Annotated in this window: 19 protein-coding genes and 1 riboswitch; of the genes, 11 read left to right on the top strand and 8 right to left on the bottom strand. The window is 70.6% G+C overall.

Features of this window, described 5'->3' with window-relative positions:
* Positions 1–8: 8 nt before the first annotated feature.
* The 5 genes from ASG28_RS08565 to ASG28_RS08545 all read right to left on the bottom strand — a co-directional run bounded on the left by ASG28_RS08565 (position 9) and on the right by ASG28_RS08545 (position 4,040).
* The gene (locus ASG28_RS08565) at positions 9–893 is read right to left on the bottom strand and encodes an ABC transporter permease (RefSeq protein ID WP_055974082.1); all 885 of its coding nucleotides are present in this window, start codon (positions 891–893) and stop codon (positions 9–11) included.
* Positions 880–1,902: an ABC transporter ATP-binding protein gene (locus tag ASG28_RS08560; RefSeq protein WP_055974079.1), complete on the bottom strand. Its 1,023-nt coding sequence runs from the start codon at positions 1,900–1,902 to the stop codon at positions 880–882. Before ASG28_RS08560 ends, ASG28_RS08565 begins: the two co-directional genes overlap by 14 nt.
* Before the next feature lie 10 nt (positions 1,903–1,912).
* On the bottom strand, positions 1,913–3,007 hold the full coding sequence (locus ASG28_RS08555) for a LolA family protein (protein WP_055974076.1): 1,095 nt from the start codon (positions 3,005–3,007) through the stop codon (positions 1,913–1,915).
* 158 nt (positions 3,008–3,165) lie between these two features.
* A complete protein-coding gene (locus ASG28_RS08550; RefSeq protein ID WP_055974073.1) occupies positions 3,166–3,477 on the bottom strand; it encodes an antibiotic biosynthesis monooxygenase family protein in 312 nt (103 codons plus the stop codon).
* Positions 3,478–3,557: 80 nt separating this feature from the next.
* On the bottom strand, positions 3,558–4,040 hold the full coding sequence (locus ASG28_RS08545) for an FBP domain-containing protein (protein ID WP_055974070.1): 483 nt from the start codon (positions 4,038–4,040) through the stop codon (positions 3,558–3,560).
* Between the two features lie 56 nt (positions 4,041–4,096).
* Between ASG28_RS08545 and ASG28_RS08540 the strand changes: the two genes are divergently transcribed.
* Positions 4,097–4,909 (top strand): putative protein N(5)-glutamine methyltransferase, encoded by an 813-nt coding sequence (locus ASG28_RS08540; RefSeq protein WP_235477720.1) that lies wholly within the window; start codon positions 4,097–4,099, stop codon positions 4,907–4,909.
* Between the two features lie 25 nt (positions 4,910–4,934).
* Here ASG28_RS08540 and ASG28_RS08535 read toward each other — a convergent pair whose 3' ends face one another.
* Positions 4,935–5,423, bottom strand: coding sequence for a hypothetical protein (locus ASG28_RS08535; protein WP_055974067.1), 489 nt, complete (start codon positions 5,421–5,423; stop codon positions 4,935–4,937).
* Between the two features lie 118 nt (positions 5,424–5,541).
* On the opposite strand from ASG28_RS08535, the gene ASG28_RS08530 reads away from it, so the two are divergent.
* The 4 genes from ASG28_RS08530 (at position 5,542) to gcvP (ending at position 11,078) form a co-directional block, all read left to right on the top strand.
* Complete coding sequence (locus tag ASG28_RS08530) at positions 5,542–5,994, top strand: SseB family protein (protein ID WP_054144917.1); 453 nt, start codon at positions 5,542–5,544, stop codon at positions 5,992–5,994.
* 145 nt (positions 5,995–6,139) lie between these two features.
* A riboswitch (glycine riboswitch) is annotated at positions 6,140–6,243 on the top strand.
* Positions 6,244–6,465: 222 nt separating this feature from the next.
* Positions 6,466–7,749 (top strand): glycine cleavage system aminomethyltransferase GcvT, encoded by a 1,284-nt coding sequence (gene gcvT, locus ASG28_RS08525; protein WP_082454517.1) that lies wholly within the window; start codon positions 6,466–6,468, stop codon positions 7,747–7,749.
* Positions 7,750–7,776: 27 nt separating this feature from the next.
* Positions 7,777–8,154: a glycine cleavage system protein GcvH gene (gcvH, locus tag ASG28_RS08520; RefSeq protein WP_043595477.1), complete on the top strand. Its 378-nt coding sequence runs from the start codon at positions 7,777–7,779 to the stop codon at positions 8,152–8,154.
* A gap of 104 nt (positions 8,155–8,258) precedes the next feature.
* Positions 8,259–11,078, top strand: a complete 2,820-nt coding sequence (gcvP, locus tag ASG28_RS08515; protein WP_055977281.1) for an aminomethyl-transferring glycine dehydrogenase — start codon at positions 8,259–8,261, stop codon at positions 11,076–11,078.
* Between the two features lie 277 nt (positions 11,079–11,355).
* Here gcvP and ASG28_RS08510 read toward each other — a convergent pair whose 3' ends face one another.
* Positions 11,356–12,114 (bottom strand): CPBP family intramembrane glutamic endopeptidase, encoded by a 759-nt coding sequence (locus tag ASG28_RS08510; protein ID WP_055974064.1) that lies wholly within the window; start codon positions 12,112–12,114, stop codon positions 11,356–11,358.
* A 357-nt stretch (positions 12,115–12,471) separates the two neighbouring features.
* On the opposite strand from ASG28_RS08510, the gene ASG28_RS08505 reads away from it, so the two are divergent.
* From ASG28_RS08505 to ASG28_RS08490, 4 genes are all read left to right on the top strand, one after another.
* On the top strand, positions 12,472–14,094 hold the full coding sequence (locus ASG28_RS08505) for a peptide ABC transporter substrate-binding protein (RefSeq protein WP_055974061.1): 1,623 nt from the start codon (positions 12,472–12,474) through the stop codon (positions 14,092–14,094).
* 149 nt (positions 14,095–14,243) lie between these two features.
* Positions 14,244–15,173 carry an ABC transporter permease gene (locus tag ASG28_RS08500; protein WP_043595472.1) on the top strand — a complete coding sequence of 310 codons (930 nt, stop codon included), beginning with the start codon at positions 14,244–14,246 and terminating at the stop codon, positions 15,171–15,173.
* Positions 15,163–16,116 carry an ABC transporter permease gene (locus tag ASG28_RS08495; RefSeq protein WP_055974059.1) on the top strand — a complete coding sequence of 318 codons (954 nt, stop codon included), beginning with the start codon at positions 15,163–15,165 and terminating at the stop codon, positions 16,114–16,116. Before ASG28_RS08500 ends, ASG28_RS08495 begins: the two co-directional genes overlap by 11 nt.
* Entirely contained in the window at positions 16,113–17,870 is a 1,758-nt protein-coding gene (locus ASG28_RS08490; protein WP_055974057.1) for a dipeptide ABC transporter ATP-binding protein, read from the top strand. The genes ASG28_RS08495 and ASG28_RS08490 overlap by 4 nt, the downstream gene beginning before the upstream one ends.
* Before the next feature lie 69 nt (positions 17,871–17,939).
* Here ASG28_RS08490 and ASG28_RS08485 read toward each other — a convergent pair whose 3' ends face one another.
* Positions 17,940–18,167 carry a hypothetical protein gene (locus ASG28_RS08485; protein ID WP_043595467.1) on the bottom strand — a complete coding sequence of 76 codons (228 nt, stop codon included), beginning with the start codon at positions 18,165–18,167 and terminating at the stop codon, positions 17,940–17,942.
* 210 nt (positions 18,168–18,377) lie between these two features.
* Between ASG28_RS08485 and typA the strand changes: the two genes are divergently transcribed.
* Both typA and ASG28_RS08475 read left to right on the top strand, forming a co-directional pair.
* A complete protein-coding gene (gene typA, locus ASG28_RS08480; RefSeq protein ID WP_055974054.1) occupies positions 18,378–20,288 on the top strand; it encodes a translational GTPase TypA in 1,911 nt (636 codons plus the stop codon).
* A 113-nt stretch (positions 20,289–20,401) separates the two neighbouring features.
* A complete protein-coding gene (locus tag ASG28_RS08475) occupies positions 20,402–20,917 on the top strand; it encodes a hypothetical protein (protein WP_157485678.1) in 516 nt (171 codons plus the stop codon).
* Positions 20,918–20,957: the final 40 nt, after the last annotated feature.

Genomic DNA, 20,957 nt, shown 5'->3' with positions numbered 1-20,957 from the left:
CCGACGGGTCAGCTCAGGACGTCCTTGGTGGTGAACCGGCCGAGCGCCAGGGCACCGAAGACCACGACGTAGCCGGCCTGCAGCAGGGCGTTGGCACCGAACGAGTCCCACGAGACCGGGTCACGCATCAGGTCGGCGAAGCCCAGCCAGTGGTGCGTGAACAGCCAGGGGTCCAGGACGTCCAGCTGCGGCAAGGCATCGACGATCTGCGCGACGGTCGAGAGCACGATCGTGGCGGCCATGGCACCCACCGGCACGCTCGTCAGCGTCGAGGCGAAGACGCCGATCGCCGTGAGGCCGAGCAGCGACATCGTCACGTAGAGGGCCATCAGCAGCAGCCTCAGCGCGTAGTCGCCCAGGCCGATCGTCTGCCCCGAGAGCAGGGTGACCGGTCCGACCGGGAACAACGCGGCACCGGCGATCGCCCCGAAGACGACCACGACGAGCGTGGCGGCGAGGCAGAACGCCGCCGCGGCCGCGTACTTGACGAGCAGGAGGCGCACCCGGCCCACCGGGGTCACCAGCAGGTACCGCAGGGTGCCCAGGCTCGCCTCGCCCGCGATCGTGTCGCCGGCGACGACCCCCACGGTGAGAGGCAGGAAGAGCGGGATCGCCACCGTCAGGGCGGTGAGCGAGACGAAGAGGCCGTTCTGCGTGATGTCGCCGAGGAAGGCCGGTCCGCGACCACCGTCGCCGTCGGACGACGTGACCCGGACGGCGACGGCGAGCAGCACCGGGATCAGGGCCAGCGCGGCGAGCAGCGCGATCGTCCGGACGCGGCGGAAGAGCACCGCCAGTTCGCTTCCCAGCAGGGCGAGACCCAGCCCGCCCCGCGTGCGGTCGGCGGGGACGACGGCGTCGGGACGCGTGTCCCGGGGGTCAGCCGGCGACATCGAAGCCCTCCCCGGTCAGGTCGACGAAGCGGTCCTCGAGGCTGGCTCCGGCCACCTCGAACCCGCGCACGCGCACGTCCGCGGCGACGAGGGCGACCACGATCGACTCGGGCGAGAGCCCCTCGACGGCGAGCTCGGCCTCGACGCTCACCGAACCGCCTGCGGTCGCGGGCGTCGCGTCCGGCCGGGCCCGCGCCTCCGGGGCCAATCCCAGACGGACGAGGACGTCGCGGGCGGCGTCCGGGTCGGGCGTGAGCAGGCGGACCCGGTGCGTGCCGAGTGCGCGGAGGTCGTCGAGCGTGCCCTGGGTCAGCAGGCGGCCGGCGCTCATCACGCCGATGTGCGTGCACATCTGCTCGACCTCGCTGAGCAGGTGGCTCGAGACGAAGACGGTCGTGCCCTCGTCGGCGAGGGAGCGGATGAGGGTGCGGACCTCGCGCGTGCCCTGCGGGTCGAGGCCGTTGCTGGGCTCGTCGAGCACCAGCAGGTCTCGCGGCATGAGCAGGGCGTTCGCGATGCCGAGGCGCTGCTTCATGCCGAGTGAGTACGCGTGGGCCTTCTTCGAGGCCGCGTGACCGAGGCCGACCCGGTCGAGGGCGGCGTCGACACGGGCACGGCGCGTGGCGGCCGGGGCCGAGCGGTCGCCGGAGTCGAGGCGGTGCAGGTTCGCCCGGCCCGACAGGAACGGGTAGAACGCCGGGCCTTCGACCAGGGCGCCGACGAGAGGCAGGACGCGGCGCAGGTCGTCGGGCATCGACCCGCCGAGCACCCGGATGTCGCCGCTCGACGCCGAGGTGAGCCCCAGCAACATGCGGATCGTGCTGGTCTTGCCCGAGCCGTTCGGGCCGAGGAACCCGTAGACGCTGCCGTAGGGAACCGCCAGGTCGACGCCGTCGACGGCGCGCTGGCGTCCGAACTGCTTCGTCAGGCCGGTCGTCTCGACGGCGAAGGCCCCTCGGGACGCGTCGCCGTCGGTCGACGCCGGGACTGCGGCGGTGTCGTGGCTCACCGGCCGGAGGTCACTGCCCGGCCACGGCGGCCTGCAGCGTCGAGGCGTCGACCGCCCCGGCGAAGACCCGGCCGTCGTCGGTCAGCAGGACCGAGACCAGCGAGGTCTCGAGCACGCGACCCCCGTCGACCTTCGTCGTCAGCTGGTCGAGCAACCCCGTGGTGTCGGCGTCGGTCGACGAGGTGCCGTCGGTCGACCCCGCTGCCGGGGTGACCCCGACGATCGTGCTCCACCCGGAGCCGATCACGGTCTTGTCGGCGTGCGTCGCGTCGCCTTCCGACCCTCCGGAGGCGCGGGTCGGCACGGTCACGTCGGTCACGGTCGCGTCCGCCGGGGGAGTGAACGCGAAGACGGACGCCGCGGGGGCAGCGAAGTCGACCGAGGTGAACCCGGCCGACACGGCCGGGTCGCTCTGCCCCTTCGCGGCGACGACCACCTTGAGCGGGACACCGGTCTCGGCGTCGACGGTGAGGGTCGCGCTCGCGACGAGCGTCGAGGAGTCCTTCGGGGTCAGGACGACCTGGTACGCGTCGCGTCCGGCCACCCTGACGTCGGAATCGGCCGTGACGGTCGTCGTGGGCTCGACCGACGACAGGACGAGGTCGGCCAGTTCGGCCGGGGTCTGCGGCACGGCGGTGCCGTCGGGCAAGGCACTCGGCTTCTCGGTGGCCCCCTGGTCGGGCAGCGTCGCGTGCGTCGCGTCCTTCGTCTTCGAGTCGTAGGTCCACACGCTCGATCCGTCGCGGATCACGTTGCGCTCCGCGAGGTCGTCGATGACCTGCACCCTCTGCTTCGTGGCGCCGTCGGCGTACACCTTCGCGGTGTGGCTGCCGGTCAGCAGGTCGAGGGCAGCAGCGGCGTCGGACGACGACCCGCCGCCCGTGGCCTGGGCCGACACGTCGGGCAGCCCGAGGTCGGAGGTCTGCTCGATCGTGCCCGAGTAGGACGCCCCCGAGCTCGAGGCGGCGAGGGCCAGCACCTGCTGCGGGGTCTTGTCGGGCAGGTCGACGTCGGCCGTGGCCGAGACGGCGGGGACCACGATGCTCGCGGCGATGACGGCCACGGGGACGGCGGCGGCGGTGGCCCAGCGGGTGGACTTCTTCATGACGATCGCGACCTCTCACGCCGGGCCCCGAGCGGGTCGGCGATTGGGCAGGAGACTACGCGCGAAGCCTGGAGATCGCTGTCATCCTCGGCACCGGTCGCTCGACGTCGAACGAGCCTCGCCGGGCCCGGGTGGGCGCGTCGTCGCGACCACTCCGGTCAGAGTTCGACGACCTCGAACTCGAGCAGGTCGGCACCGGTCGCGACGGGGCCACGCGGGGCCTCGCCCGACCCGGCGGGGCGGGCGTGGGCGGCCTTTGCGCCGTCGGCCGACCAGGCCGCGAAGTCCTCTTCGCTGCGCCAGGTCGTCACGACGAAGTAGCGGTCGTCGCCCTTGACGGGACGCAGCAGCTGGAATCCCTCGAACCCCTCCGCCCCGTCGACCGAGTGCTTGCGGGCGGCGAAGAGCTTCTCGAGCTCGGCGCCCGAGCCTTGGGGGACGTGGATGGCGTTGATCTTGACGACGGACACGACGGTGCCTTTCGGTGGAGGGGCTGGGGACGGGAGGGGACGGCAGGAGGTGCGGTGACGGTCTGCGGGACGGCCGCGCGTCAGGCGGTCTTCATGACGTTGGCCGTGAAGCCCTGCACCCGCTCGGCGAGGCCGGCCGAACGGCGGGCGATCTGCTCGGGCGGGTTGAGGTGCGGGGGAGCGACCCGGATCAGCAGCGAGCAGGCGAGGTCCTCGCAGATGTAGGTGCCGAGTGTGTTGCCGTTCAGCCCGGCCTCGCCGGCCTTGGGGGCGGTGAAGAGGCGCACCTGCGTGGCCGGCTGGGGCGAGTGGCAGAGCGAGCACATGGCGGCGATGCCGGGGCGCAGCGAACTGCTCGACGACCGGACGACGAGACCGACGGGCCGGTCGTCCATCCAGTGGACGATGTAGCCCCGGTGGTGGGCCTGGGGGTCGCGCCAGCCCAGGAACTCACGGTCCTCCCAGAGCATCTCGTGCAGTCCGGGGATCGGCAGGCGGTCGAGGTCGCCCGGCAGGGCGTTGACGAACGACTCGCGGATGTCGTTCTCGGTCAGCGGCTTCATGTTCTCCCTCGTGCCGTCGGGTCTCGTCAGCCTACGCGTCGGTCTAGCGTGGGCGCGTGACGATCCCCGAGGCCGACCGCGAGCAGATCGTCACCCGACGCCTGCGGGCCGCGGGCTGCGTCTTCGCCGAGGACGAGGCGCGCTTGCTGCTCGACGAGGCCGCCGACGGCGACGCGCTCGAGTCGATGGTCGCCGACCGCGTCGCGGGACGACCCCTCGAGCAAGTCCTCGGCTGGGCGGCCTTCGCCGGGCGACGGATCGTCGTCGAGCCGGGTGTCTTCGTGCCCCGCCGCCGGACCGAACTGGTCCTGCGGCAGGCCGAGGCGGCGCTCGCGGCCGCGGTCGCGCGCGACGGTCGCGCGACTCGTCCCCTCGCCGCGCTCGAGCTCTGCTGCGGTGCCGCCGCCGTCGCGACCGTGCTCGCCGCCGAGCACCCCGGTCTCGATCTCTGGGCCGCCGACCTCGACCCGGCGGCCGTCCACTGCGCCCGTCGCAACCTCGACGAGCGGGGGACGGTCGTCCGGGGAGACCTGTTCGCCGGCCTGCCGGTGTCGCTGCGCGGTCGGTTCCGGGTGATCGCCGCGAACGCGCCGTACGTGCCGACCGACGCGATCTCGTCCCTGCCCCCCGAGGCGCGCCTCCACGAGTCGCCGCTCGCCCTCGACGGCGGGGCCGACGGGCTCGACCTGCACCGGCGGATCGCCGCCGAGGTCGGCGACTGGCTGGCGCCCGGCGGCACCCTCGTCCTCGAGACGAGCGAGCGTCAGGCCGCCGACACGCAGGAGGCGCTGGTCGCCGCGGGCCTCCGGGCCCGGGTCGTCCGCGACGACGAGATCGACGGCACGGTCGTCGTCGCCGTCACGCCCTAGACGGACCTGCCACGGCGACCGCGGCTCAGGCGTCGGCCGGCGAGACCGAGTCGACGACGGGGGACTCGGGGGTGCCGGAGATCTGGCAGTGCCACTCGGTGGCCGGCCGGCCGTCGGCGAGGTGGCCCATCGTCACCGTGGCCTCGGCGCCGGTGTCGCTGTCGCGGACGTCGTCGGCCTCGTAGGCCCAGACGTCGTCCAGGTACGGCAGGTCGGGGTACTGCTGACCGATCGCCGTGACGCACGCGTGCCACGCGGGGGGCGCCTCCTGGGCCTGGGCCGTGGCGGGGGCGGGCGGCTCGGTCGTCGGCAGCGCGGTGGCGTCGGGCAGGGCCGTCGCGTCGTCCGAGGCCGTCGGCGTGGGAGTCCCCGACGAAGCGGTCGTCGGGCTCGGCGACGAGGCCGGCTCACCGCCGGCGCACCCGGACACGAGAAGCACGAGGGCCAGTCCCGCGACGGTCACGGCCGGCACGACGGTTCGGTGGGACGGACGGAGGCGGAGGCTGCGGGGCACGAGGGCTCCTCGAGATGGGTGCGACACGGCGGGATGCTGCACAGGGTAGCGATCACCGGGGCCGCGCACCACGCGGGACGCTGAGCCGACACGGAGGTTCGCCCGGCAGGCTGGCCGGATGACCGACACGGACAACCGCGAAAAGACCGCACTCGAACAGGCCATCAGCAAGGGCCAGGCGGGTGAGGGCGACATGAACAGCGTGCTCGCCGAATTCGTCAACGCCCAGGTCGTCGTCGCCACGGCCACCGACGCACAGGAGTCGCTGAACGACCTGCAGCCCGTGCTCTTCGACCGCGAGGGCGTGCCGATGCTCGCCGCCTTCACCCACGTCGACATGATCGGCGAGCAGGTCAAGGGCGTGGCCGAGTTCTCGGCGACCCTTCCGGCGGCCGAACTCGTGCAGGCCATCCCGGCCGAGACCGGCCTCGTCGTCAACCCGGGCAACCGCGAGGGCTTCGAGATGCTGCCCGAGGGCGTCGCCCAGCTGGCGGACGACGTCCGCAAGCTCGTCGCCGAGCACGAGGCCGCCGGTTCGCCCGAGCCGGGGCAGCCCTCGCGCGCCGTCTGACGCGGCCACGACGACCCCACGACGCCCCGACCGCACCCGGTCGGGGCGTCGTTCGTCGTCCGGGCGACTCGAATCGCGTGCACACCCGAAACCTGCGCGTCACACGACGACGCTAGGCTGACGCCACAATCGAACATCGGGCCACGAACACGTCGCGGGAGAGCTCCGGTGCGCAGAGACTGCGCCGACCGGGCACCGAAGGAGCAAGCTCCCCGCCAATCTCTCAGGTACGCGTACCGCGACGGACTGGCCACTCTGAAAAGCAGGAGGCGCGAGGCGGTCGACAGACCCCTCGCCGGTCCTCGCCCACGGTGAAAACCGGCCCCGGCCGGTGAAGCTCTCAGGCCCATGACAGAGGGGGAGCCCCGATCGGCGGACCGCCGGACAGGGCTGCCCCGTCGTGCCCCATCCGCACGGCACCGTTCCCGGCCGAGACACCTGGCGGCCGGTCCGTCCCTCTCAGGAGCACCGATGTCCGACGCAGCCTCGAACCTTCCCGCCGCCCCCGGGCCCGACGACGACGACCTCCGCGGTGCCGAGGCGTCCGCCGCGCTCGACGGCGACGTCGTCCTCTCAGACGACGGCACCGAGGGCATCGCCACGGGGCCGGGCGACGCCCACGACCCGATCGGTTCCGACGAACCCGACGAGCCCGACGAGCGCTACAGCCCGTTGCACGAGGTCCACGTCGCCGCCGGCGCCGTCTTCACCGACTTCGCGGGGTGGCAGATGCCGGTCCGGTACGACTCCGACCTCGCCGAGCACCACGCCGTCCGCACCGCCGCCGGGCTCTTCGACCTCTCGCACATGGCCGAGATCGCCGTCGTCGGGTCCGAGGCCGGGGCCTTCCTCGACCACGCCCTGGCCGGCACCCTCTCGACCATCGCCGTCGGGCGGGCGAAGTACTCGCTCCTGCTCGCCGCCGAGGGCGGGATCGTCGACGACCTCGTCGTCTACCGCCTCGACGAGCACGACTACCTCGTGGTGGCCAACGCGGGAAACCGCGAGGCGGCGTTCGCGGCCCTCGCGACCCGCGCCTCCGGATTCGACGTCACGGTCGACGACGAGAGCGACGACACCGCGCTGATCGCGGTCCAGGGGCCCGAGAGCGAGGGCGTGCTCGACGAACTCGTCACGGCCGACCGCCTCCAGCCCGACGCCCCGCTGTCGACGCTGCGGTACTACCGCGTGCTGCAGGCCACCTTCGACGACGCCCCCGTGCTGATCGCGCGCACCGGGTACACCGGCGAGGACGGCTTCGAGCTGTACGTCGACCCCGAGACCGCCCCGTCGCTGTGGGCCGCGATCGCCGAAGCCGGCGGACCCCGGGGGCTCGTCCCCGCGGGGCTGGCCAGCCGCGACACGCTCCGTCTCGAGGCGGGCATGCCGCTCTACGGCCACGAGCTCGGCCTCGACGTGCGTCCCGACCAGGCAGGGCTCGGCCGGGTCGTCGACACCGCGAAGGACTTCGTCGGGCGCTCGAACGTCGAGCCCGCCGCCGGCGCCCGCGTCCTCGTCGGGCTGACGCTCACCGGGCGTCGGGCCGCGCGGGCGGGGTACCCCGTCGTCACGGACGACGGCACCGTCGTCGGCGAGGTCACGAGCGGCGCGTTGTCGCCCACCCTCGGCCACCCGGTGGCCATGGCCTACGTCGACCCCGACGTCGTCGACCGCGGTCCCGCGCTGGCCGTCGACGTCCGCGGCACCGCCGTCGCCGCCACCGTCGTCCCGCTGCCTTTCTACAAGCGCTCCTAGGCACCCCCTCCCTCGAAAGGACCGGCCATGACCGATCTCACCGCACTGAAGTACACCGCCGAGCACGAGTGGCTCCTGATCGACGGCGACACCGCCACCGTGGGCATCACCGACTACGCTGCCGACAAGCTGGGCGACGTCGTCTACGTCGACCTGCCCGCCGAGGGCACCGAGGTCGAGACCGGCACGGTCGTCGGCGAGATCGAGTCGACCAAGTCGGTCGGCGAGCTGTTCGCCCCCGCGCTCGGCACGGTGCTCGAGGCCAACCAGGCCGTCGTCGACAGCCCCGACCTCGTCAACAGCGACCCGTTCGGCGAGGGCTGGCTCATCAAGATCACCCTGTCGTCGACCGACGGCCAGGGCCTGCTCTCGCGCGACGAGTACGTCGCGCTGACCGCCGAATGAGCGCCGAGCAGACGGGCGGGTCCGTCTTCGGCGGCTGGTCCGACCAGGTCGCCACCGGTTTCGTCGACCGCCACGTCGGCACCACGCCGGGCGACCAGGCGACCATGCTCGCCGCCGTGGGGCACGACAGCGTCGAGTCGCTCGTCGCGGCCGCCGTGCCTGACGCGATCCACGCCGCGGCCGTCGAGGGCAGCGTGCTGCCCGCGCCGATCGGCGAAGAAGAGGCGCTCGCCGAGTTGCGGGCCCTCGCGGGGCGCAACCGCGTCTCGCGCAGCCTCCTCGGTCTCGGGTACTACGACACCGTCACCCCGGCCGTCATCCAGCGCAACGTGCTCGAGAACCCCAGCTGGTACACCGCGTACACGCCGTACCAGCCCGAGATCTCGCAGGGTCGACTCGAGGCCCTCATCAACTTCCAGACGATGGTGGCCGAGCTGACCGGGCTCACGACCGCGAACGCGTCGATGCTCGACGAGGGCACGGCCGTCGTCGAGGGCATGTTGCTGGCCCGTCGTGCGTCGAAGGTGAAGACCGACGTCTTCGTCGTCGACAGCGACACCTTCCCGCAGACCAAGGCCCTGCTCGCCGGCCGCGCCGAGGCCGTCGGCATCGAGCTCGTCGAGCTCGACCTCTCGGTGCTCGACCCCGCCGAGCTGCCCGAGTCGTTCGGCGTCTTCGTGCAGTACCCCTCGGCGTCGGGCTCCGTCTGGAGCCCCCGCGCCGTCGTCGAGGCGGCCCACGCCCACGGCGGCCTGGCCGTCGTCGCCGCCGACCTGCTCGCGCTCACGCTGATCGAGGCACCCGGCGAGTTCGGGGCCGACGTCGCCGTCGGCACGAGCCAGCGCTTCGGCGTGCCGATGGGCTTCGGCGGTCCGCACGCGGGCTACATGGCCGTCCGCACCGGGCTCGAGCGTCAGCTGCCCGGTCGTCTGGTGGGGGTCTCGCAGGACGCCGTCGGCCAGCCCGCCTACCGCCTCAGCCTGCAGACCCGCGAGCAGCACATCCGCCGCGAGAAGGCCACGTCGAACATCTGCACCGCGCAGGTGCTGCTCGCCGTCATGGCGTCGATGTACGCGGTCTACCACGGTCCCTGGGGCCTGCGGCACATCGCGACGCGCGTGCACGGCCACGCCTCCGACCTGGCGGCCGCGATCGGGGCGAGCGAGCTCGAGCTCGAGAGCGACTCGTTCTTCGACACCCTCCAGGTCTTCGTCCCGGGTCGGGCGGCCGAGATCGTCGCCACGGCACACGATCGGGGCTACCTGTTGCACGCCGTCGACGGCGACTGCGTCCGCCTCTCGTTCGACGAGACCACCACCCGTGACGACGTCCGCGTCGTCGCCGAGGTGCTCGGCGTCGACCTGCTCGCCGATGCCGCCCCCTCGGGCCTGCAGGAGGCGCTGCTGCGGACGAGCGACTACCTCACGCACCCGGTCTTCCGCACCCACCGCAGCGAGACCAGCATGATGCGCTATCTCAAGCACCTCGCCGACAAGGACTACGCGCTCGACCGCGGCATGATCCCGCTCGGCAGCTGCACGATGAAGCTCAACGCGGCGACCGAGATGGCCGCCGTGACCTGGCCCGAGTTCGCCGGCGTGCACCCGTTCGCCCCGGCGGACGACGTGGCGGGGTACCTCGACCTGATCGGCCAACTCGAGGGGTGGCTGGCCGAGGTCACGGGCTACGACACCGTCTCGCTGCAGCCCAACGCCGGCAGCCAGGGCGAGCTGGCCGGTCTGCTCGCGATCCGCGGCTACCACCTGTCGAACGGCGACGTCGAGCGCACGGTCTGCCTGATCCCGCAGAGCGCGCACGGCACCAACGCGGCCAGCGCGGTCCTCGCGGGCATGCGCGTCGTCGTGGTCGCCTGCGACGAGGGCGGCAACGTCGACCTCGACGACCTGCGGGCCAAGGTCGAGCAGCACGCGGCCCAGCTCGCGGCGCTGATGATCACCTACCCGTCGACGCACGGCGTGTACGAGCACGACATCGTCGCCCTCACCGACGCGGTGCACGCGGCCGGCGGTCAGGTGTACGTGGACGGGGCGAACCTCAACGCCCTGCTCGGGGTCGCGCGCTTCGGCGACTTCGGCGGCGACGTCTCGCACCTCAACCTGCACAAGACCTTCTGCATCCCGCACGGCGGCGGCGGTCCGGGCGTGGGGCCGGTCGCGGCCAAGGCCCACCTCGCACCCTTCCTGCCCGGCCACCCGATGGCCCAGCAGGCCGACCGTCGCACGGGGGCGGCCCTCGCGGCCGACGGCGACCGCCTCGCCCACGCCGGCGTGCCGGTCTCGAGCGCTCCGTACGGGTCCCCGAGCATCCTGCCGATCAGCTGGGCCTACGTACGCATGATGGGCACCGAGGGCCTCACCCGGGCGACCGGGGCGGCCGTCCTGGCGGCCAACTACGTCGCCGCCCGCCTGCGTGAGCACTTCCCCGTGCTGTACGCGGGCGAGAACGGCCTCGTGGCGCACGAGTGCATCCTCGACCTGCGGCCGTTGCGCGACGCGACCGGGGTCACCGTCGACGACGTGGCCAAGCGCCTCATCGACTACGGCTTCCACGCCCCGACCATGTCGTTCCCCGTGGCGGGCACCCTCATGGTCGAGCCGACCGAGAGCGAGGACCTGGCCGAGATCGACCGCTTCGTCGATGCGATGATCGCGATCAAGGGCGAGGCCGACGAGGTGGCCTCCGGTCGGTACACCGCCGAGTCGAGCCCGTTGCGCGGTGCGCCGCACACGGCCGAGTCGGTCGTCGTCGGCGAGTGGACCGCCGAGTACGGGCGAGAAGAGGCCGTGTACCCGGTCCGTTCGCTCGTGCGCGGCAAGTACTGGCCGCCGGTGCGCCGCATCGACCAGGCCTACGGTGACCGCAACCTGTTCTGCAACTGCCCGCCGGCCGAGGCGTTCGCCTAGGTCGCGTCCGGCGCCGACCTCGCGTCGGACGGGAAACCGCCAGCACCCGATCCCGTCGAGTGCTGGCGGTTTCCTCTTGGTCCCTCGGACGTCGGCCGCCGAGTGTCGCGGAGGGCGTTCACGTAGCGGCGACCGTCCCGATCGACGCCCGGGGGACAGCTCACGCTGTGTGGCCAGCTCGGGTCGCCGCGACCCGTGCGTACATCAGACTCGCCCCCCGGACGGGTGTCAAGACCCAGTTCCGTCGGTGGCGGTCCGAGGCGGCCCGCCCGGGGCGTCAGGACGGCAGCCCGAAGAGGGTCGGGAAGGTGGTGGCGGCCCACGGATAGCCCACGAAGACGGCCGCGTCCATCAGGACGTGTGCGACGACGAGCGGCAGCACCCGGCCGAAGCGCACGTAGAGCCAGCCGAACGCGACGCCCATGACGACGTTGCCCACGAACGCGCCGAACCCCTGGTAGAGGTGGTAGCTGCCCCGCAGCAGGGCCGCCGTCACGATGATCGGCCACGTCCGCCAGCCGAGGTCGCGGAGGCGCGCGAAAAGGTACGCGACGACGATCACCTCTTCGGTCACCCCGGCCCGCAGGGCCGAGAGCAGCAGCACGGGGACGGTCCACCAGTGCTCGCCGAGGTTCGTCGGCACGACCGTGACGGTGAGGTCCAAGGCCTTGCCCACGAGGTAGAGGCCGATGCCGGGGATGCCGATCGCGAGGGCCAGGCCGACGCCACCGAGGGTGTCCCGGCCCGCGCGCGAGAAGTCGACGCCGAGCCGGCCCAGGTGGGGCCGCTCCTCGCGCCACAGCAGGAAGGCCACGAGCAGCACCGGCACGAGGTCGACCGCCACGCCGAGCACCTGGTAGGCGAGGTCGAAGAACTCGCGACTGCTGAGCGGCGAGTTCAGCGTGGCCGTCTGTTGCGAGAGAGCGGTCTGCTGGGTGAGCCGGTTCACGATCGAGAGCACCGAGTACACGGCCGACGCGCCGAGCGAGAGGCCGAGGACGATCGCGATCTCGACCCGGAGGCGCGCGCGCGTCATCGGGGCCGGGCGCGGTGCGAGGGCATCGGGCGGTGTCACGGCGGAGGCGGGGTCGTGGGGGCGGCTCACGGGGGTGATCGTACGGGACCGGCGTGGGTGGGCCGACCCGCGCCTCCTGCGGTGGCGGAGAACAATACCTGCCAGGTGGCGGATTTCTCGCAGCCGATTCATGCGAACTTCAGGCCCCGCACGCAACGAACTGGGTGTCGACGCAATGATCCCGCGAGTTGGTTTCCGTCGTGTAACCGTTGACGCCGGGGTTTGGTGATGCCCGAACAGGGTGCCTAGGCTCACACCATCCAACGCGGCACGGCCCCTGGGCACAGTGCTGCGTCCTTTCCCGCATCAGGAGGAACATTGAAGAAGACGCGCATGGGCCTGTCGGCCGTCGCCGTCGTGGGGACGGCAGCACTCGTCCTCACCGGTTGCGCCAGCGGCAGCGGGGACGACGACACGTCGTCCGGTGACGCTACCGCGATCATCAAGACGAACGGCACGGAGCCCGAGAACCCGCTCGTCCCGTCGAACACGACCGAGACCGGTGGTGGCCGCATCGTCACCTCGATCTTCGCCGGTCTCGTCAGCTACAACGCCGACGGCACCACCAAGAACGAGGTCGCCGAGAGCATCGAGAGCGACGACGCCACCGTGTGGACCGTCACGCTCAAGGACGGCTGGAAGTTCACCGACGGCACCGACGTCACGAGCGAGTCGTTCACCAAGGCCTGGAACTGGGCGGCCAGCTTCGACAACGTCGCGAACTCGTCCGGCAGCTCGTTCTTCGAGAACTTCAAGGGCTACAGCGACACCGCGCAGAGCGACCTCGACCTCACCGTCGAGAGCCCGACCGAGTTCACGGTCACGCTCAACACCCCCGAGGCCGACTTCCCCCTGCGCCTCGGCTACTCGGCCTACTCGCCGCTGCCGGAGTCGTTCTACGCCGACCCCGCCGCGTTCGGTGAGAACCCGGTCGGCAACGGTCCGTACATGCTCGACGGTGAAGGCGCCTGGACGCACAACCAGGGCATCAAGCTGAAGACGAACCCCGACTACGACGGCAACCGCAAGCCGAAGAACGGCGGGCTCGACATCAACTTCTACACCTCGCTCGACTCGGCCTACGCCGACGTGCAGGGTGGCAACCTCGACGTGCTCGACCAGATCGGCCCGGCGGCGTTCCAGACGTACCAGAGCGACTTCCCCGACACGAACGTCAACCAGCCCGCCGCGGTCTTCCAGGGCATGACGATCCCGCAGTACCTGGCGCACTTCGGTGACGACGAAGAGGGCAACCTGCGTCGTCAGGCCATCTCGATGTCCATCAACCGCGACGACGTCACGAAGGTCATCTTCCAGGGCACGCGGACGCCGGCCAAGGACTTCACCTCGCCCGTCATCCCCGGCTACACCGACGAGCTGGAGGGCGAGAGCGTCCTCTCGTTCGACGCCGACAAGGCCAAGGACCTCTGGGACCAGGCCGACGCGATCTCGCCGTACGGCGACACCACGTTCACCATCGGCTACAACTCCGACGGTGGACACCAGGAGTGGGTGGACGCGGTCACCGCGAACATCTCCAAGACGCTGGGCATCAAGGCCGAGGGCAAGCCCTACCCGACCTTCGCCGAGTTCCGCACCGACGCCTCGGGTGGTGCCATGACCGGCGCCTTCCGTTCGGGCTGGCAGGCCGACTACCCGTCGCTGTACAACTTCCTGTACCCGACGATGGCCACCGACGGCAGCTCGAACGACGGCAAGTACTCGAACCCCGAGTTCGACGACCTGCTCGCCGAGGGCAGTGCGGCGAGCGACGTCGACGACGCCAACGCCTCGTACCAGAAGGCTCAGGAGGTCCTCCTCAAGGACCTGCCGATCATCCCGCTGTGGTACGCGAACGTCAACGGTGTCTGGGCCGACACGGTGAGCAACGTCGAGTACGGCTGGGACTCCGTGCCGATCTACGAGAACATCACCAAGTAACCAAGTAAGGTCGTCGCTCACGCGCTCGACCGACGCTCGACGGGGTCCGGGCAGTGCTAGCACTGTCCGGGCCCCTTCGGCGGGCCCACCCACCCCTCCCTCCACACGATTGCGATAACGATGCACGCGCAGACGTCCGAGGAAGCCTGATGCTCTGGTACACCGGACGCCGGCTCCTCCAACTGATCCCCGTCTTCTTCGGGGCGACGTTCCTCATCTACTTCATGGTCTTCGCACTGCCCGGTGACCCCGTGGCAGCGCTGTTCGGTGACAAGACCCCGTCGCCAGCCGTCATCGAGGCCATCCGCGCCGAGTACAACCTCGACCAGCCGTTCATCGTGCAGTACCTGCTGTACATCGGCGGCCTGTTCACCGGCGACCTCGGCACGACCTTCTCCGGTCGTCCCGTGGTCGACGAGCTGATCCGCGCGTTCCCCATCACGTTCCGACTCGCGATGCTCGCCCTGCTCTTCGAGGCCGTCGCCGGCATCGTCGTGGGTCTGATCGCGGGCCTCCGCAAGGGCAAGCTCTTCGACACGAGCGCCCTCGTCGTCAGCCTGCTGCTCATCTCGGTGCCGACGTTCGTCATCGGCTTCCTGCTGCAGTACGTCTTCGGCATCCAGCTCGGTCTGTTCCGCACGACGGTCAGCTCGCAGGCGCCGTGGGACGAATTGGTGTTGCCGGCCATCGTGCTCGCCTCGGTGTCGTTCGCGTACATCGTCCGGCTGACCCGCGCCTCCGTGTCCGAGAACTCGAGCGCCGACTTCGTGCGCACCGCGTCGGCCAAGGGGCTCACCCGTGGCCGCGTCGTCACCGTGCACATCCTGCGCAACTCGCTCGTCCCCGTGGTCACCTACCTCGGCGTCGACATCGGTTCGCTGATGGTCGGTGCCATCGTGACCGAGGGAATCTTCAACATCCAGGGCGTCGGCGGCACCGTCTACCGGGCGATCACGCTCGGCGAGGGCCCCACCGTCGTCTCGTTCGTCGCGGTGATGGTGATCATCTTCATGATCGCCAACCTCCTCGTCGACCTGCTGTACGCCCTTCTCGACCCGAGGATCCGCTATGCCAAGTAACGACTCGTCGGCGTTGTCCGCCGACCACTTCGTCGCCGATCTCGACGAGACGCCCGTCAAGGCCGTCGACGCGATCGACGAGTCCGAGAAACCCCGCAGCAGCTGGAACGACGCGTGGGACGCCATGAAGCGTCGCCCCACGTTCTGGATCGCGGCGTTCCTCATCGTCGTCGTCATCGTGGTGGCGCTCGTCCCCGGACTGTTCACCAGCGTCTCGCCGACGGCCGCCGACCTGCCCCGGAGCAACGAGGGCCCGTCGGCAGGCCACCTGCTCGGCTTCACGTTCCAGGGCACCGACGTGTTCGCCCGCATCGTCTGGGGTACCCGTGCCTCGCTGACCGTCGGTCTGATCGCGACGATCATCGTCACGGTCGTCGGCATCGTCATCGGCTCGCTGGCCGGCTTCTACGGCGGATGGCTCGACGCGGTCGTCTCGCGCATCGGCGACATCTTCTTCGCGATCCCCACCGTCCTCGGTGCCATCGTGCTGATGTCGATCCTGCCGACGCGGACGCCCCTCACCGTGGCCCTCGTGCTGTCGGTCTTCGCCTGGCCCCAGATCGCGCGCGTCATGCGCGGTTCGGTCCTCAGCGCACGGGCCGCCGACTACGTCACGGCCTCGGCCGCGCTCGGGGTGTCCCGCTTCCGCATCCTGGTCCGGCACGTCGTGCCGAACGCCATCACCCCGGTCATCGTCGTGGCGACGGTCTCGCTCGGCACGTTCATCGTGGCCGAGGCGACACTGTCGTTCCTCGGCATCGGGCTGCCGCCGAGCACCATGTCCTGGGGCAACGACATCAACGCGGCGCGCAACTCGCTCCGTGTCGCGCCGATGCCCCTCTTCTGGCCCGCCGCGGCGCTGTCCGTGACGGTGCTGTCGTTCCTCCTCATGGGCGACGTCGTGCGCGACGCCCTCGACCCGAAGGCGAGGGCACGTCGATGACCGACACCTCCACCCGACCCGAGACGGCGGGCACCGCTTCGTCGTCGACGCCCCTGCTCGAGATCAAAGGCCTCAAGATCGGCTTCAAGACGCAGGCAGGGTACGTCGACGCCGTGCGCGGGGTCGACCTCACGATCCGTCAAGGCGAGAGCCTCGCGATCGTGGGTGAGTCCGGCTCGGGCAAGTCGACGACCGCCACGTCCATCATCGACCTGCTGCCCGGCACGGGCGAGGTCACGGGCGGCCAGATCCTCTTCGAGGGCAAGGACCTCACGAAGGTCAGCGCCGCCGAGATGCAGGCCATCCGCGGTCGCGACATCGGCTACGTGCCGCAAGACCCCATGTCGAACCTCAACCCCGTGTGGAGCATCGGCTTCCAGGTCGAGGAGGCGATCCGGGCGAACGGTGTCGCGACGGGCAAGACCGCGGTCCGCCAGCGCGCCGTCGACGTCCTGAAAGAGGCCGGACTCAACGACGCAGGCGACCGCCTCAAGCAATTCCCGCACCAGTTCTCGGGCGGCATGCGTCAGCGCGTGCTGATCGGCATCGGCTTGTCGTCACGGCCCAAGCTCCTGATCGCCGACGAGCCCACATCAGCTCTCGACGTCACCGTCCAGCGCCGCATCCTCGACCACCTCGAGACCCTGACCCGGGACTACGGCACCTCGGTGCTCTTCATCACGCACGATCTCGGCCTCGCCGCCGAGCGGGCCGAGAAGCTCGTCGTCATGTACAAGGGTCGTGTCGTCGAGTCGGGGCCCTCGAAAGAGATCCTCGCCAACCCGCAGCACCCGTACACGCAGCGGCTGGTCGCGGCCGCGCCGTCTCTCGCCAGCCAGCGCATCCAGTCGAGCATCGCGCCCACGCACTCCCACGGGCTCGAGATCTCCGACGAGGGGGCCGACGACGCCGAGCTCATCGCTCGCGCCCGTCAGCGCGAGGAGGCCGGGAAGAAGGACTCCGAGTACATCTCGGTGACGAACCTGTCGAAGGTCTACAAGATCCGCCAGGGTGGCTTCAAGACGACCGACCTGCGGGCCGTCGACGACGTGTCGTTCTCGATCCCGCGGGGCACGACGATGGCGCTCGTGGGTGAGTCCGGCTCGGGCAAGTCGACCGTCGCCAAGCTCGTGCTCCAGCTCGAGTCGATCACGTCGGGCACCGTGTCGGTCGGCGGCCAGAGCGTCGGAGCGCTGAAGGGCCGAGACCTCTTCGACTTCCGTCGTCGGGTCCAGCCGGTCTTCCAGGACCCCTACGGTTCGCTCGACCCGATGTACAGCGTGGGCAACACGATCGCCGAGCCGCTCGTCACGCACGGCATCGGCGACCGCTCCAGTCGTCAGGCCCGCGTCCGAGAGTTGCTCGATCAGGTGTCCCTGCCCGCGTCGACGGTCAACCGGTACCCGAACGAGCTCTCCGGTGGTCAACGTCAGCGCATCGCCGTGGCCCGGGCGCTCGCGCTCAAGCCCGACGTCATCGTCCTCGACGAGGCGGTCTCGGCCCTGGACGTCCTCGTCCAGGGGCAGATCCTCGACCTGCTCACCGACCTGCAGACCGAACTCGGGCTGACCTACCTCTTCATCACGCACGACCTCGCCGTCGTCCGCCTCATCGCGGACAACGTCAGCGTCATGCAGAAGGGTCGCGTCGTCGAGGCGGGCACGACCGACGACATCTTCGCCAACCCGGCCCAGCAGTACACGCGCGAACTGCTCGAAGCGATCCCCGGCGCGAACTTCGAGTTCGGCCGCTGATCCGTTCGGTGACCACGAAGGGCCCCGCCGGACGGCGGGGCCCTTCGTCGTCGCGGACGTCGGTCGGCGTCAGGCGCTGTAGGTGAAGTTCCAGGTCTTGGAGCCCGAGTAGTACGTGCAGGCCGACGTGATCGTGAGTCCGGTCTGGCGGTACGTCTTGGCTCCGGCGTTGCAGGCGTTCAGGGACGAGTAACCGGGCGAGGTGCTGGCGACCGCCGCTTGTGCCGCAGCAGGAGCGGCGACGGCTCCGGCGACCAGGCCGAGCCCCAACAACACGGATGCGATGCGCTTCTTCATGGTGTCCTCCGTTCGGTGGGCGAGTGGCCCAGGGCCTCACGCTCCCACCAGGACGAAAAGGTGACAAGCGGTCATGTGGGGGACCCGAAGCGTCCCCCTCGCCTTCGGAAGACCATGGCGGAGGGGTCCCTTTACCACGTGCCGTAGACTGTCTTCGCCGGGCTCTGACCCGACCACTTCCCCCTCTCTCTTCTCGTAAGGAACACATCCATGGCGACTGCCATCCGCAGCGACCTGCGCAACGTGGCGATCGTGGCCCACGTCGACCACGGCAAGACGACCCTCGTCGACGCCATGCTCAAGCAGACCAACTCCTTCGACGCGCACTTCGACACCGAAGACCGCATGATGGACTCGAACGAGCTCGAGCGCGAAAAGGGCATCACGATCCTCGCGAAGAACACCGCGGTGCTCTACAACGGCGAGCACGCGACCGACGGCCCGATCACCATCAACGTGATCGACACCCCCGGCCACGCCGACTTCGGTGGCGAGGTCGAGCGCGGCCTGTCCATGGTCGACGGCGTCGTGCTGCTCGTCGACGCGTCCGAGGGTCCCCTGCCCCAGACGCGCTTCGTGCTGCGCAAGGCCCTCGCGGCCAAGCTGCCCGTCATCCTGCTGGTCAACAAGACCGACCGCCCCGACGCGCGCATCGACGAGGTCGTCGCCGAGTCGCAAGACCTGCTGCTGGGCCTCGCGAGCGACCTGAGCGAAGAGGTCGACGACCTCGACCTCGACGCGATCCTCAACGTGCCCGTCGTCTACGCCTCGGGTCGCAACGGCGCCGCGTCGACCAACAAGCCCGCCGACGGCTCGCTGCCCGACAACGCCGACCTCGAGCCGCTGTTCGACGCGATCCTGACGCACGTGCCCGCGCCGACCTACGACGACGAGCACCCCCTCCAGGCGCACGTCACCAACCTCGACGCCTCGCCGTTCCTCGGTCGCCTCGCCCTGCTGCGCGTCTTCCACGGCACGCTGAAGAAGGGCCAGACGGTGGCTTGGGTCAAGGCCGACGGTTCCGTCGTCAACGCCCGCATCACCGAGCTGCTGATCACCAAGGCCCTCGACCGCTACCCGGCCGAGAGCGCGGGCCCGGGCGACATCGTCGCCGTCGCCGGCTTCGACACCATCACCATCGGCGAGACGCTGTCCGACCCCGACGACGTGCGGCCGCTGCCGACCATCACGGTCGACGACCCCGCCATCTCGATGACGATCGGCACGAACACCTCGCCGCTCATCGGCAAGGTCAAGGGCCACAAGCTCACCGCCCGCATGGTGAAGGACCGCCTCGACCGCGAGCTGATCGGTAACGTCAGCCTCAAGGTCGTCGACATCGGACGTCCCGACGCGTGGGAGGTCCAGGGGCGCGGCGAGCTCGCCCTGGCCATCCTCGTCGAGCAGATGCGCCGCGAGGGCTTCGAGCTCACCGTCGGCAAGCCCCAGGTCGTCACCCGTCGTGACGAGAACGGCAAGCTCCAGGAGCCGTTCGAGCACATGACCATCGACGTGCCCGACGAGTACCTCGGTGCCATCACGCAGCTGATGGCCGCCCGCAAGGGCCGCATGGAGAACATGGCGAACCACGGCTCGGGCTGGGTGCGCATGGAGTTCATCGTCCCCTCGCGCGGCCTGATCGGCTTCCGCACGCAGTTCCTCACCGACACGCGCGGCACCGGCATCGCCAACGGCATCAGCCACGGCTACGGCCCCTGGGCCGGCGAGATCTCGACCCGCACCAACGGTTCGATCATCGCCGACCGCTCGGGTGTCGTCACCCCCTTCGCGATCATCAACCTGCAGGAGCGCATGTCGTTCTTCGTGCAGCCGACCGAAGAGGTCTACGAGGGCATGGTCGTGGGCGAGAACTCGCGCGCCGACGACATGGACGTCAACATCACCAAAGAGAAGAAGCTGACCAACATGCGTCAGTCGACGGCCGACAACTTCGAGTCGATGACGCCCTCCAAGGTGCTGTCGCTCGAAGAGTCCCTCGAGTTCGCCGGTGACGACGAGTGCGTCGAGGTCACCCCCGACGCCATCCGCATCCGCAAGGTCGAGCTCGACGCGTCGGCCCGCCAGCGGAGCACGGCTCGCCTAAAGAAGCAGAACGCGTAAGCACCACCGCACCACCCGCCGAGGAGGCGGTCCGCATCACCGCGGACCGCCTCCTTCGTGCGTTGTCGGCACGTTCTGCGCCCGCCCCCAGCGACCACCGTTAACCTCGCGGAGTGCTGATCCAGAAGACGACCCTCGCCCGCTCCGCCGCCACGCTCGCGCTGGCGGCCGGCCTCGTGGCCGGTCTCACCGCCTGCGGTGAGGGCTCGCCCGTCGACAACATCGTGGGCGGCGCCGTCGACAGCGGCATCGAGAACCTCAAGGGCACCGCGCAGAAGGCCGTCGAGGACGCCGCCGGCGAGGCGCTCAACGGTGCCGGCATCACGACCGACGGCACCCTGCCCGCGAGCTTCCCGGCCGAGGTGCCGCTCGTCCCGGGGACGACCCGTGGTGGGGGAGCAGGTCCCGACGGCACCGGATGGGTCGCCCAGATCACCGTCTCGGGCGCCGACCAGTTCGCCGTCGCCCAGCGGCAGCTCGAGGCCGCCGGCTACACGGCCTCGGGGGTCGACACCGACGCCGAGAGCGGCTTCGGCACCTTCACCGGCGCCGCGTACCGCGTCGTGCTCACCGTCTCGACCGACAGCGAGGGTCAGGCGATCGCCACGTACGTCGTCACGTCCGTCTGACGACCTGCGGTGGGTCCCTCGGCCCCGGCGGGTCCCGAGC

The organism is Frigoribacterium sp. Leaf415 (genome assembly GCF_001424645.1).
Taxonomy (GTDB): Bacteria; Actinomycetota; Actinomycetes; order Actinomycetales; family Microbacteriaceae; genus Frigoribacterium.
Note: the sequence above shows the minus strand (reverse complement) of the source record. Positions and strands in the feature narration are given on the sequence as shown.